This is a genomic window from Streptomyces sp. NPDC001070 (genome assembly GCF_053598835.1).
Window position 1 is genome coordinate 122,491 of record NZ_JBSFLB010000022.1, and the last position, 13,321, is coordinate 135,811.

The 13,321-nt window shown below is 73.1% G+C and carries 12 protein-coding genes; 3 read left to right on the plus strand and 9 right to left on the minus strand.

The window, feature by feature from the left end:
- Window positions 1–126 precede the first annotated feature (126 nt).
- The 5 genes from ACWDAS_RS26105 to ACWDAS_RS26125 all read right to left on the minus strand — a co-directional run bounded on the left by ACWDAS_RS26105 (window position 127) and on the right by ACWDAS_RS26125 (window position 5,215).
- Complete coding sequence (locus tag ACWDAS_RS26105; RefSeq protein WP_450395339.1) at window positions 127–1,236, minus strand: LOG family protein; 1,110 nt, start codon at window positions 1,234–1,236, stop codon at window positions 127–129.
- Window positions 1,237–1,294: 58 nt separating this feature from the next.
- Entirely contained in the window at window positions 1,295–2,452 is a 1,158-nt protein-coding gene (locus ACWDAS_RS26110; protein ID WP_450395342.1) for a hypothetical protein, read from the minus strand.
- Window positions 2,434–3,159, minus strand: a complete 726-nt coding sequence (locus tag ACWDAS_RS26115) for an ABC transporter ATP-binding protein (protein ID WP_450395344.1) — start codon at window positions 3,157–3,159, stop codon at window positions 2,434–2,436. Before ACWDAS_RS26115 ends, ACWDAS_RS26110 begins: the two co-directional genes overlap by 19 nt.
- Before the next feature lie 194 nt (window positions 3,160–3,353).
- On the minus strand, window positions 3,354–4,715 hold the full coding sequence (locus ACWDAS_RS26120) for an aspartate aminotransferase family protein (protein WP_450395346.1): 1,362 nt from the start codon (window positions 4,713–4,715) through the stop codon (window positions 3,354–3,356).
- Between the two features lie 2 nt (window positions 4,716–4,717).
- Window positions 4,718–5,215 (minus strand): Lrp/AsnC family transcriptional regulator, encoded by a 498-nt coding sequence (locus ACWDAS_RS26125; RefSeq protein ID WP_450395430.1) that lies wholly within the window; start codon window positions 5,213–5,215, stop codon window positions 4,718–4,720.
- Window positions 5,216–5,386: 171 nt separating this feature from the next.
- Here ACWDAS_RS26125 and ACWDAS_RS26130 point away from each other — a divergent pair, with 171 nt between their 5' ends.
- Entirely contained in the window at window positions 5,387–6,823 is a 1,437-nt protein-coding gene (locus ACWDAS_RS26130) for a gamma-aminobutyraldehyde dehydrogenase (RefSeq protein WP_450395349.1), read from the plus strand.
- Between the two features lie 82 nt (window positions 6,824–6,905).
- The gene (locus ACWDAS_RS26135) at window positions 6,906–7,406 is read left to right on the plus strand and encodes a hypothetical protein (protein WP_450395351.1); all 501 of its coding nucleotides are present in this window, start codon (window positions 6,906–6,908) and stop codon (window positions 7,404–7,406) included.
- A gap of 29 nt (window positions 7,407–7,435) precedes the next feature.
- On the opposite strand, the gene ACWDAS_RS26140 is transcribed toward ACWDAS_RS26135, so the two are convergent.
- Window positions 7,436–8,098 carry a glycerophosphodiester phosphodiesterase gene (locus ACWDAS_RS26140; protein ID WP_450395354.1) on the minus strand — a complete coding sequence of 221 codons (663 nt, stop codon included), beginning with the start codon at window positions 8,096–8,098 and terminating at the stop codon, window positions 7,436–7,438.
- A complete protein-coding gene (locus ACWDAS_RS26145; protein ID WP_450395357.1) occupies window positions 8,086–9,120 on the minus strand; it encodes an adenosine deaminase in 1,035 nt (344 codons plus the stop codon). Before ACWDAS_RS26145 ends, ACWDAS_RS26140 begins: the two co-directional genes overlap by 13 nt.
- Before the next feature lie 114 nt (window positions 9,121–9,234).
- Between ACWDAS_RS26145 and ACWDAS_RS26150 the strand changes: the two genes are divergently transcribed.
- Window positions 9,235–10,809 carry a hypothetical protein gene (locus ACWDAS_RS26150; RefSeq protein ID WP_450395360.1) on the plus strand — a complete coding sequence of 525 codons (1,575 nt, stop codon included), beginning with the start codon at window positions 9,235–9,237 and terminating at the stop codon, window positions 10,807–10,809.
- On the opposite strand, the gene ACWDAS_RS26155 is transcribed toward ACWDAS_RS26150, so the two are convergent.
- The gene (locus tag ACWDAS_RS26155) at window positions 10,785–11,390 is read right to left on the minus strand and encodes a hypothetical protein (RefSeq protein WP_450395363.1); all 606 of its coding nucleotides are present in this window, start codon (window positions 11,388–11,390) and stop codon (window positions 10,785–10,787) included. The genes ACWDAS_RS26150 and ACWDAS_RS26155 overlap by 25 nt on opposite strands.
- 41 nt (window positions 11,391–11,431) lie before the next feature.
- Window positions 11,432–13,081 carry a PucR family transcriptional regulator gene (locus tag ACWDAS_RS26160; protein ID WP_450395365.1) on the minus strand — a complete coding sequence of 550 codons (1,650 nt, stop codon included), beginning with the start codon at window positions 13,079–13,081 and terminating at the stop codon, window positions 11,432–11,434.
- Window positions 13,082–13,321: the final 240 nt, after the last annotated feature.

Here is a 13,321-nt window from a genome sequence, read left to right on the forward strand (position 1 = left end):
GCCCCCCTTCCCATCCGCAGCCCGCATCTGTGCGCCCGTAGGGCGCGAGACGGCGGGACGGCCGAACACGGTGCAGGCCGTACCCCGGTCGTGCGCAACGCGGTCGCGCGTACCCCGGAGTTCGGGCTAGTCCCGCGCCAGGCGGGCCAGTGCCCGCGGGGCGTCCTCGATGGAGTCGACCAGGGCGATCCGCCCTGCCATGGGGCGGTCCGCGGCGAGTGCCTGCAGCAGGGGCCAGGCCGGGAGGCGGCGGGTCCAGTGGTCGCGGTCGACCAGGACCATGGGGCGCGGGGCGCCGTTGGACTCGTAGTAGTTGGGGGTGGAGTTGTCGAAGATCTCCTGCACCGTGCCTGCGGCGCCCGGCAGGAAGACGACCCCGGCGTTGCAGCGGGCCAGCAGGCCGTCCTCGCGGGTGGCGTTGGCGAAGTACTTGGCGATGTGCGCGGCGAAGGCGTTCGGCGGCTCGTGGCCGTAGAACCAGGTCGGTACGCCGATCGAGGCACCGCCGCCGGGCCAGCGGTCGCGCACGTCGAAGACGACGCCGGCCCAGTCGGTGATGGAGGGACGGAAGGAGGGGACCTTCGCCAGCAGCTCCAGGGCGTCGGTGAGCATCGCCTCGTCGAAGGGCGCGGCGTAGGCGCCGAGGTTGGCCGCCTCCATGGCGCCGGGCCCGCCGCCCGTGGCCACGGTCAGGCCCTCGCGGGCGAGCGCGCGGCCGAGGCGGGCGGCGCCCGCGTAGGCCTCGGTGCCGCGTTCCATGGCGTGGCCGCCCATGACGCCCACGACCCGGGCGCCGGCCACGAGTTCGTCGAAGGCGTCGGAGACGGCGTCGTCGTGGATGCTGCGGAGCATGGACGCGTATATGTCGCCGCGTCCCCGGGTGCGCAGGAACCACTCGTAGGCGCGGGCGTCCGGCGTCGCCTCGTAGCCTTCGGCGAGTCCCTCGTACAGCGAGTCGGGACCGTAGAGGGAGCCGCGGTACGGATCGAACGGCAGGTCCGGCACCGGGGGGAACACCACGGCGCCGCAGGCGCGGACGTGCGCGGCCGCCTCGGGTTCCATCGGGCAGCCCAGGAAGACGGTCTCGGCCGTGTCGGCGGACAGCAGGACGGGCGTACGGGTCGTCAGATCGACCGACTGGACGCGGTGTCCGCGCAGCGAGCCCGACGCGGCGACGCGGTCGAACTCCTGGAGGGACTCGATCTCGTGATCGTTCGGCGGCAGCACGCCCGTCACGATAGCGCCCGCGCCGAGAGCCGCAGCCGGGGGGCCCGGCCGCGCGTGACCCGCGCGGCTACCGCAGCGGCAACGTGCCCAGGTGGGCGATGAGCAGGGTCAGCGGGAGCGCGACGCCGAGGACCGCGAGGGCGCGGACGGCGGCGGCGTTGCGCAGCAGGGCGGCGGGCGCGCCGAGGCGGGTGAGGGCCACGGTGGCCGGGCGGCGGGCACGCTTGGCGTCCACGGTCGCGGTGAGCGCGGTCGCGACGGCCGACACGGTGACGAGGGCGGCGCCCAGTACGGTCAGCGGGCCGACGGGATGCGTCCCGGTGCCGAGCCGGTCGCTGCCGACGAGGGCGGTGGCGACCACGGCGCAGAGCGCGCCCAGCGGTCGGCCCACAAGCGCGGCCTCCTCCTGGAGGGCGCGGCCGGCGAGCAGCCGCAGGGCGCTCGGCCGGCACATCGCCAGCAGCCGCCCGCACAGATGGACGAGCCCGGGCATGGCCAGCACCATGCCCGCGGTGGTCAGCAGCCAGCCGCAGACCACGGCCGGGGCGACGTGGCCGAGACCACCGGGCAGCGGCAGCGTGCCGCCGGATACGGGCGGACGGCCGCCGCGGGCAGCGGTGATCTCGACGGCCAGGCCGATCGCGACGAGCGCGGCGCCCCACGGCAACCCGGACGGGGCGCCGCCCTCGCGGGCGGCCGGCTCGTCCTCGCGGGTACGGCGTGGCCGCAGCGCGACCGCGGCCGCGACCGCCGCGGTGAGCGGCAGCGTGGCCAGCAGGGTCAGCGCGCCCACGAACGGCAGCGGCCGGTCCGCGCCCAGCACCTCGGCCGCGGTGCCGCTCAGCCGGGGACCGGGCAGGTCGCCGCGCAGACAGAGGAAGCCCAGGAGCGCCGTCAGGACCCCCAGGCCGCAGTTGAGCGCGGAACTCGCCGCGGCGAGCAGGGGCAGCCCGTGCCGGCCGAGCCCGGCCGCGGCCAGCCCCGCGTGCAGCCGCCCGCTCGGCTCCGTACGGGCCACGAGCACCGACAGATGAACGGTGGCGGCGAACGGCACGGCGCACCAGAGCAGTCTGACCACGTCGTCCGGTGCGACCTCGGGGTGCGCGAGGGCGTGCCCGAGCGCGGCGAGCAGCAGGAATCCCGTGCCCGCGGCCGCGGCGGCGACCAGCAGCCGGCGCAGCAGCACCTCCGGCCGGGAGCCGAGGGCTACACGGAGGCTGAGCACGAGTCGGCGTCCTCCCGGTCCTGTTGCGGCATGCCGGCGACGAAGCGCCCGTCGACCAGGGTGATCACCCGGTCGGCGAGGGAGACGACCTCGGGTTCGTTGGAGGCGAGCACCACGGTGATGCCGTGCGAACGGGCGGCGCTGGTCAGCATCCGCAGCACCTGGGCGCGGTCGGCTCGGTGGAGCGGGGCGGTCGGCTCGTCCGCGAAGACCACGGAGGGCCGGTTGACCAGGGCGCGGGCGATCGCCACCCGCTGCCGCTCCGCCTGCAGCAGCCGGCCCGGACGCTTGCGGGCGGCCCCGCCGATGTCCAGCCGGTCCAGCCACTCCTGCGCCGCGGCGCGGGCCGTGCGGTACGGGACGCCGCACAGCAGCAGCGGCAGCGCGGCGTTCTCGCGGACGGTCAGCTCGGGCAGCAGCTGCGGGCTGCTGTCGATCCAGCCGAAGCGTTCGCGGCGCAGGCGCTCGCGGGCGGTCAGGCCGAGGGTGTGCACGGGGGCGCTGTTGAACCACACCTCGCCCTGCTCGGGCAGCAGTTCGCCGGACAGGCAGCGCAGCAGGGTGGTCTTCCCCGCGCCGTGCGGGCCGAGCACTCCGAGGATCTCGCCCTCCCGTACGCCGAGGGACACGCCGAGCAGAGCGGGTGAGCGGTCGTGCGTGTGGCGCAGGCCGCGGGCCCACAGCACGTCGTTGTCGGGTGGGTTCACGTTGGCCTCTAACGAACGCGGGGAGTCCGGGTCACTGCGGCACCGTACGCGTCCGTCGGCCTCCGGCCCGGGTTACCGGGGGGCGTTTCCCGGGTGCGGCCACCCGTGCGGCCTAGCGCGATTTCCGCCGGGGACGGCGGAGGGCCGGGGCACGCGGAGTGCGTGCCCCGGCCCGTGGGGACCTGAGGGAAGGGTCAGAGCTTGGTCCAGGCCTCCGTGAGGACAGTGCGCAGGACGCCCTCGATCTCGTCGAACGTCGACTGGTCGGCGATCAGCGGCGGCGCGAGCTGGACGACCGGGTCGCCGCGGTCGTCGGCGCGGCAGTACAGGCCGTTCTCGTAGAGCGCCTTGCTGAGGAAGCCGTACAGGACGCGCTCGGTCTCCTCGTCGGTGAAGGTCTCCTTGGTGACCTTGTCCTTCACCAGTTCGATGCCGTAGAAGAAGCCGTTGCCGCGGACGTCGCCGACGATCGGCAGGTCGTGCAGCTTCTCCAGGGTCGCGCGGAAGGCGCCCTCGTTGTCGAGCACGTGCTGGTTGAGCTGCTCGCGCTCGAAGATGTCGAAGTTGGCCAGGGCGACCGCGGAGGACACCGGGTGGCCGCCGAAGGTGTAGCCGTGCAGGAAGGTGTTGTCGCCCTTGTAGAACGGCTCGGCGAGGCGGTCGGAGATGATGCAGGCGCCGATGGGGGAGTAGCCGGAGGTCATGCCCTTGGCGCAGGTGATCATGTCCGGGACGTAGCCGAACTTGTCGCAGGCGAACATGGTGCCCAGCCGGCCGAAGGCGCAGATGACCTCGTCGGAGACGAGCAGCACGTCGTACTGGTCGCAGATCTCGCGGACCCGCTGGAAGTACCCGGGCGGGGGCGGGAAGCAACCGCCGGCGTTCTGCACCGGCTCCAGGAAGACGGCGGCGACGGTGTCGGGTCCCTCGAAGAGGATCTGCTGCTCGATCTGGTCGGCGGCCCAGCGGCCGAAGGCCTCGGGGTCGTCGCCGAAGATCGGGGCGCGGTAGATGTTGGTGTTGGGCACCTTGTGGGCGCCGGGGACCAGCGGCTCGAAGGGGGCCTTGAGGCCCGGCAGGCCGGTGATGGACAGGGCGCCCTGCGGGGTGCCGTGGTAGGCGACCGCGCGGGAGATGACCTTGTACTTGGTCGGCTTGCCCTTGAGCTTGAAGTACTGCTTGGCGAGCTTCCAGGCGGTCTCGACCGCCTCACCGCCGCCCGTGGTGAAGAAGACCTTGTTCAGGTCGCCTGGCGCGTAGTTCGCCAGGCGCTCGGCGAGTTCGACGGCCTTGGGGTGGGCGTAGCTCCACACCGGGAAGAAGGCGAGTTCCTGGGCCTGCTTGTAGGCGGTCTCGGCGAGTTCCACGCGGCCGTGGCCGGCGTTGACCACGAAGAGGCCCGCGAGGCCGTCGATGTACCGCTTGCCCTTGTCGTCGTAGATGTACGTGCCCTCGCCGCGCACGATGGTCGGCACAGGGGCGTTCTCGTACGACGACATGCGGGTGAAGTGCATCCACAGGTGGTCGTACGCGGTCTTGGACAGGTCCGCGCTCATGGCTATCTGGTTCCCCAGGTGTAGGTCTGCTTCCGGAGCTTGAGGTAGACGAAGCTCTCGGTGGACCGCACGCCGGGCAGCGTGCGGATCCGCTTGTTGATCGTCTCCAGGAGATGCTCGTCGTCCTCGCAGACGATCTCGATCAGCAGATCGAAGGAGCCCGCGGTGACGACCACGTACTCGACCTCCGTCATGTCCGCGAGCGCGTCGGCGACGTGTTCGATGTCACCTTCGACGTTGATGCCGACCATCGCCTGCCGCCGGAATCCCACGGTGAGCGGGTCGGTGACGGCGACGATCTGCATGACGCCCTGGTCGAGCAGCTTCTGGACGCGCTGGCGCACGGCCGCCTCGGACAGGCCCACGGCCTTGCCGATGGCGGCGTACGGACGCCTGCCGTCCTCTTGCAGCTGTTCGATGATCGCCTTGGAGACGGAGTCGATCACAAAGGCACCGTTGGAGCCCCTGGGATCCGGAGTACGAGTGGCCACGCACCCCACTCTGCACGAGAGGTCAGCCGTCACGCAACCCCTGATCGATGAAATCCGTGGTTTGAGGGCTCGAATCTCACGGAATCCATTGTTTCGGAGTTTCGGCTATGTCGAATACGGCAGTGCTGCAGGTAGGCTGGTGACCGTCTCACACATCGGACAGGAACAGGGAGAGGTGCAGTGAGCGAGCTCCGTACCTTGCGCAACTACATCAACGGAGAATTCCGCGACGCCGCCGACGGGCGCACCACCGAGGTGGTGAACCCCGCCACCGGCGAGGTCTACGCGACCGCCCCGCTCTCCGCCGCCGCCGATGTCGACGCGGCGATGGCCGCCGCCGCGGCCGCCTTCCCGGCCTGGCGCGACACGACGCCGTCCGAGCGCCAGAAGGCGCTGCTCAAGATCGCCGACGCCTTCGAGGCGCGCGCGGACGAGCTGGTCGCCGTGGAGAGCGAGAACACCGGCAAGCCGATCGGTCTGACCGCCAGCGAGGAGATCCCTCCGATGGTGGATCAGATCCGCTTCTTCGCGGGCGCCGCCCGCCTGCTCGAGGGCCGCTCGGCCGGCGAGTACATGGAGGGCATGACCTCGATCATCCGCCGCGAGCCGGTCGGCGTCTGCGCGCAGGTCGCGCCGTGGAACTACCCGATGATGATGGCCGTGTGGAAGTTCGCCCCGGCCATCGCCGCGGGCAACACGGTCGTCCTGAAGCCCTCGGACACCACCCCCGCCTCCACCGTGCTGATCGCCGAGATCATCGGCGAGATCCTGCCCAAGGGCGTCTTCAACGTCATCTGCGGCGACCGCGAGACCGGCCGCCTGATGGTCGAGCACGAGACCCCCGCGATGGCCTCCGTCACCGGCTCCGTGCGGGCCGGCATGCAGGTGGCGGCCAGCGCCGCCAAGGACGTCAAGCGGGTTCACCTGGAGCTCGGCGGCAAGGCCCCGGTCGTGGTCTTCCAGGACACCGACATCGCCAAGGCGGTCGAGGACATCGCCGTCGCCGGCTACTTCAACGCCGGCCAGGACTGCACCGCCGCCACCCGCGTGCTCGTCCACGAGTCCATCCACGACGAGTTCGTCGCCCAGCTCGCCAAGACCGCCGCCGACACCAAGACCGGCGCCCCGGACGACGAGGACGTGCTGTACGGCCCGCTCAACAACGCCAACCAGCTCGCCCAGGTCACCGGCTTCATCGAGCGCCTCCCGGCGCACGCCAAGGTCGAGGCCGGCGGCCACCGGGTCGGCGAGAAGGGCTACTTCTACGCCCCCACCGTCGTCTCGGGCCTCAAGCAGGACGACGAGATCATCCAGAACGAGGTCTTCGGCCCGGTCATCACCGTCCAGTCCTTCTCCGACGAGGACCAGGCCGTGGAGTGGGCGAACGGCGTCGAGTACGCCCTGGCCTCCTCGGTGTGGACCAAGGACCACGCCCGCGCGATGCGCATGTCCAAGCGCCTCGACTTCGGCTGCGTGTGGATCAACACCCACATCCCGCTGGTCGCCGAGATGCCGCACGGCGGCTTCAAGAAGTCCGGCTACGGCAAGGACCTCTCCGCCTACGGCTTCGAGGACTACACCCGCATCAAGCACGTCATGACCTCCCTGGACGGCTGACGCGCACCGCGCACGCAACCGCCGCGGCCCCGGACGCACCCTGGTGCCCGGGGCCTCGGCATGCGCGCGTACGCTCCGCACCATGGAGGATCGAAGAACCCTCGAACAGCGCATACGGGCATGGCTGGTTGTCTTCGTCGTGTGCCTGGTGCTGAGCGGCGCCACCGCGTTCCCGCTCGTACACGAGGTGCGGTGGGTGGACGGATGGGGACTGCCCGGAGCCGTCGGCGACTGGATCTCCCACGTACGGGAGGGACTTGACGCCACCGACGCGAAGTACCCGTTCATGCTCTACGGGACGGACTGGCTCGCCTTCGCGCACCTGGTGATCGCCGTCGCCTTCTACGGCGTCTGGCGCGACCCGGTGCGCAACATCTGGATCGTGGAGTGGGCCATGATCGCGTGCGTCGGGATCATCCCGCTCGCGGCGATCTGCATCCCGCTGCGGGGCCTGCCGCTGTGGTGGATGCCCGTGGACATGGCCTTCGGCGTCCTCGGCATCGTCCCGCTGCTCGCCCTGCGGCGGATGATCAAGCGGCTGGAGCGTTCCGACGCAGTGTCAGCCGTGCCGGCCGGCGTCTGACGCATCGACGGCTGCCCGGGGTCGCCGCCTCACCGGCCGCTGAGCACCTCGCGCAGCACGTCGATGCGATTGCTCGTGACGGCGTCCGCGCCGAGCCGCTCCAGCCGGCGCATGGTCCGGCGCAGGTCCACCGTCCACGCGCCGACCAGCAGGCCCTCGCCCCGCGCCCACGCCACCAGGGGCGCCCGCACCAGCCCGAAGCGCAGATTGATCCAGCGCGGCCGCAGCTCCGACAGCAGCAACGGCGGCACGGGAGCCGCGGTCTTCCAGGTCAGCGCGATCTCGGCGGCGGGGTCGCGGTCCCGGACCGCGAGCATGGCCGCCGCCTCGCCGCAGTAGTACGTACGGTCCCCGGCGCCCGCGTCCCGTACCGCGGCCAGCACCGGGCCCGCGGACTCCGGCAGCGTGAGGTCGACCAGGGCGCGGCAGCCGTCGACGGCGGCCAGCGCCTCGTGGAGGGAGGGGACGCCGGGCGGCAGCCGGGCCGCCGCCATGTCGGCGACGGCGGACTCCACGCCCCACAGCCGCTTCAGCGTGGGGTCGTGGAGCAGCACCGGCACACCGTCGCGGGTCAGCCGCACGTCCATCTCCACCGCGTCCGCCCCCGCGCGCAGCGCGCTGCGCAGCGAGGGCAGGGTGTTCTCGCGGTGGAGGTACGGGTCGCCGCGGTGGGCGATCGCTAGCGCTGCCATCCGGCCAGGTAGGAGTCGATCTCGGCGGTGAGCTTCGCCTTGCCGGGGGCGTCGAGGAAGGAGGCCTCGACGGCGTTCCTGGCGAGCTGGGCCAGGCCGCCCTCGTCGAGCTGCAGCAGCCGCGCGGCCACCGCGTACTCGGTGTTGAGGTCGGTGCCGAACATCGGCGGGTCGTCGCTGTTGATGGTGACGAGCAGCCCGGCGGCCACCATCTCCTTGACGGGGTGCTCGTCGAGCGTGGCGACCGCGCGGGTCGCGATGTTGGAGGTCGGGCAGACTTCCAGCGGGATGCGGTGCTCGGCCAGGTGGTCCAGCAGGCGGAGGTCCTTGGTGGCGCTGGTGCCGTGGCCGATGCGCTCGGCGCCCAGGTCGTTCAGGGCGTCCCAGATCGTCTGCGGCCCCGTGGTCTCGCCCGCGTGCGGCACGCTGTGCAGGCCGGCGGCGCGGGCGCGCTCGAAGTACGGCTTGAACTGCGGACGCGGCACGCCGATCTCGGGCCCGCCCAGGCCGAAGCTGACCAGCCCGTCCGGCTGCAGCTGGGTGGCGATGCGCGCGGTCTCCTCGGCGGAGGCCAGTCCGGCCTCGCCCGGGATGTCGAAGCACCAGCGCAGCACGATGCCGAGCTCCGCCTCGGCCGCCTTGCGGGCGTCCTCGATCGCCTCGACGAAGGCGCTGTCGGGGATGCCGCGGCGGACCGAGCTGTAGGGGGTCACGGTCAGCTCGGCGTAGCGGATGTTCTGCCGCGCCATGTCGCGGGCGACCTCGTACGTCAGCAGGCGTACGTCCTCCGCGTCGCGGATCAGGTCGACGACGGACAGGTAGACCTCGATGAAGTGGGCGAAGTCCCGGAAGCTGAAGTACTCGGCGAGGGCACCGGGGTCGGTGGGCACCTTGGAATCCGGGTGCCGTGCGGCCAGCTCCGCCACGATGCGGGGCGAGGCCGAGCCGACGTGGTGCACATGGAGCTCGGCCTTCGGGAGTCCCGCGATGAAGGCGTCGAGGGCTGACGCGGTGTCGGACATGTCGTGATCCTCCTGCGGGGTCGGCGGCAACCGCCATCGTAAAGGCGAAATTGCCGCTGTCCGGCGTCTTCGCAGGCCATAGCATTGCCCGACGTAGCCACCAGGAAGGCAGCGATGTCCCACGACCCCGAGAACCCGACGCCGCGCGACGCCGCGAGCGACACCCCCGCAGCGGCGGCCCCGGAGACTCCGGCGGACGCACTGCCCGCCGAGGACGACGGGGCCCGGGACGGCACGCCCGACTTCGAGCTGCCCGCGCCGGAGGCGCGGGAGACCCCGGGTACGGCGGGGGCAGCCGAGGGTGCGGCGCCCGCGGACACGGCGCCGGCTCACGTCGAACCCACCGACGCCGTGCCTCCCGCGGACGCGGGGGAGGGTACGAAGGTGCTCGAGCCGGTGGCCCCCGTGCCGCCTGCCGCGCCGGAGGCGGTCCGGCCGGTGGATCTCGCCGCCACGCCGACGGAGGCGCCCGCGGACGCCGCGCCTGCCGATGCCGCGTCCGCCGCCACCGAGCCCGTCGTCGAGGGGGACACAAAGGTCTCCGGGCCTGTGGCGCCGGAGCCGGTGCGGCCGGTGGACGGGGCCGCCACGGCGGCCGGGGCCCATGACGGTGCGCCCGGACCCGCACCGGCCGCAGGGGTGCCCGGACCGCGCGGTCCCTGGGCACCGCCCGTGCCTCCCGCCCCCGGGCACGGCGGGCCCGCCGTGCCGGCCGGGTACAACCCGTGGGCGCCGCCGCTCGCGTCGCAGGACCTGCTGACCAAGCGCCCGGTCCCGGAGGGCGCGCCGGCGCCGCAGCCGCAGCAACCCCACGATCCCTGGGCCCCGCCCGCGCCGGACGCGTCGGCGACCGTGCCCCCGCAGCCGCCCCACGCGACCTGGCCGGGCCACCCGGGGCAGCCCGGCTACCCGGGGCAGCCCGCGTACCCGGCCTACCCCGGCTACCCGAGTTACCCCGGGGACCCGTACGGCGGATGGATGCCGCCCACCGCCCGCAACGGCCTCGGCCTGACCGCGATGATCCTCGGCATCGTGGGCGCCGTCCTGGGCATCTCCTGCTTCGGGGCCTTCCTCGGCCTCCCGCTCGGCATCGGGGCCGTCATCTGCGGCATCGCCGGCCTGCGGATCGTCAAGCGCGGCGAGGCGACCAACCGCCCGCAGGCGATGACCGGCCTCATCCTCGGGATCGTCTCCGTGGTCCTGTCCGGTGTGATGATCGCCTTGCTGGTCGGCGGGATCGCGGGCGGCTGGTTCGAGGGATCCGGCGACAACCTCATCAGGTCCCGGAACGGGGGGTGGGACGAACCGCTGGACGCCCGGGGCACCGCGTTCTACGACGACGGGGTCCAGGTCATGCTGCTGGCACCGCGGCAGGCCGCCGGCATTCCCGCGGGCGTGGTCGGGGAGGGCACCGCGGTCTCCTTCACCGTCGAGGTGGTGAACACCGGCGACGACCGTGCCGACCTGAGCGAGAGCGAGATCTCGGCGTACGGCGAGGACTCCGACGACGACAGCCTGCAGGACCTGTCCCAGGGCAAGGGCCTGCCGGACACCCTCGACGCGGGGGAGCGCACCACCGCGGAGGTCACCGTGGTCGTCCCGGACGACGACGAGGACGGCAGCTTCCAGGTCGAGGTCGCCCCCGGCTTCGACTACGACTACACCTACTGGCAGCTGGACGTCCCGTAACGGACCGCCTCGTCCTCCCGCGGGACGTCCAGTCGGGCCGGGCCACGCCTCGCCCGTACGGCGAGGGCGGCCAGTCCGGCCGCCAGGCAGACCAGTCCGCCGGCCCGCAGTCCGGCCCGGGCGCCCAGGCCGTCGGTGAGCCGGCCGACGGCCAGTGCCCCCCCGGGGGCGCCCTCCCGGAGCCGGTGCGGGCCCTGGTGGACCTCGCGCACGAGCCGGGGGCGCTGCGCACCGACGTGGCGTCGGCGGACCTCCTCCTCCTCCTCCTGCTCGCCCACCTCAAGACCCGTATCCCCCGCGACCACGCACGTGTTCTGGCGGGTACTCGCGCCCGGGCTGCTGGTCGCGGGCGGCACCGCGCTCCTGCTGCCCTTGGTGCGGCCGGCCGTCCCGCTGTGGGCCGCCGCCCTGGTCGTCGCCCCGCCGGTGGCCGTCCTCGTCCTGTCCGGGGCGGTCGCCACCCCGGACCGCGTCGCGCTCGCCCGGCACTTCCCGGCCGCCACCCACGCCCATCTGCTGCGGGTCAGCCGGGTGCGCACCGGCGCCTTCACCGCCTGGGGCGGGCCGGCCCTGTGGTTCACCTGGCGGCTCGCCCGGCGGACCCCGCGCCCGCGTGCGGGGCTCAGCGCCGTACCGCCTCCAGCGCGAGCAGCGCCACGTGCAGCGACAGGCAGGACTCCACCTGGTCCAGGTCGATGCCGAGGATGCGCTCGACCCGGTGCAGGCGGTCGTAGAAGGACGGCCGCGACAGGTGCGCGGCATCGGCCGCGGCCGACTTGTTGCGGCCGCTGTCCAGGTAGACGGTGAGGATCCGGACGAGGTCCGTACCGTGCTCGGCGTCGTAGGCCAGCAGCGGGCCGAGCTCGCGTTCCACATACGTCTGCAGCCGGGCGTCGTCGCGCAGCAGGTGCAGCAGGCCGCGCAGCCGTACGTCCGGCAGCCGGTAGTAGGTGCCCGCTTTGCGCCCCCCGTGCATCGCCGCGTCCGCGACCTGCGCGGCCTCCAGCAGGGTGCGCCGGGCGTCACGCAGCGAGCCGACCGAGGAGCCGGCCGCCATGACGAAGGCGGGCCCGCCGTCGGGGGCGGCCTCGGTGAGGCGGGTGAGCGCGGCGGCGAAGTCCTCCAGGGCGGTGTGCTCGTCGTCGGAGGGGCCGAGTGAGACCAGCACGCCGACGCCGCCGTCGTCGAGGGTGCCGGTGAGCGCGGTCAGGCCCCGCTCGCGCACGGCCTGCGCGGCGGTCTCGGTGAAGTCCCGCAGCCGGGCCTGCGCCTCCAGGGCCGCCGAGGCCGGGCCGCCGCGCAGCCGCAGCATGACCCCGACCAGCCGGCGGCCCTCCAGCGGCACCCCCAGCGCCCGGGCGCGCAGCGCCACGTCGGAGACCGTGAGGGCGTGGGTGAGGATGCCGGAGAGCAGGGTGCGGTGGGTCTGCCGTTCCAGTGACTCGCGGTCGCGCTCCAGCAGCCGGTTGAGCGCGAGGGTGGCGGCACCCCGTTCCAGCAGCACGCTGTGCCGGTGCGGGCGCCGGCCGGGCCCGGGTTCCGCGTCCTGAGCGGGTTCCCCGACGATCACCAGGCGTCCCCAGTCGCGGCCGCGCGCCCCGACCGCGGTGACCAGCCAGCCCGAACGCAGATCGTGGCCGGTGCGGCCGGCGGGGCGGACCCCGCGGCTGCGCCGCTCCCAGCCGTCGAGGAGGGCCTCCGGGTCCTGGCCCGCCGGGTCGAAGGCGAGCACCTGGTGGGAGAGGTTCTCCAGGACGACGGGCGCGCCCGCCATCCGGGCCACCTCGCGGACCACCTCGTCGGCCTCCGCGCCCTCGACGGAGAGCTCGTTGAAGATCTGGTGCACCGCCTCGGACGCCCTCAGCTCGGTCAGCTGGGCGTCGACCACATGGGCGTGCACGGCCTCGGTCACCGCCACGAAGCGCACCTCGGTGCGGAGCACCGCCAGCGGCAGTCCGCGCCGCTCGGCGGCCCGGACCAGGGGGCGCGGCAGGGTGTCGGCGTAGCGCCGGCCCAGCTCGACGACGAGCCCCGCGGCACCGACGTCGGCGAGGTCGTCGATGTAGCGGGCCAGGGATTCCTTGTCGTCGGGCAGCATCACGCCCGTGGTGAGCACCAGCTCGCCGCCGTGCAGCATGCCCGCGATGTCGGCGAGCTCGCTGATGTGCACCCAGCGCACCGGGCGCTGCAGTCCGCCGGAGCCCGCGACCACCTGCGGCGAACCCCGCCTGAGCACGTCCAGTTCCAGGACCTCGGCGACGGTGGGAAACACGGGGACCTCCGGGGCGGAACGGGACGGAATGCCGTGTCACCGTAGCTCCAGGGTGTAAAGGACCCCGGGGCACGGCATGCGATGTGTCGGTTGCCCGGCACGCGCGGCGCCCGGCATCGTCCACCGTGACGATCTGATGCCGGTCCTCAAGTGAACACAGATTTCGTCGCGTAACCAAAAGGCAACAACGGAATCACTTGTTGGGGCGAGCCTACTCTGTCAGGATCGTCCACCAATCCA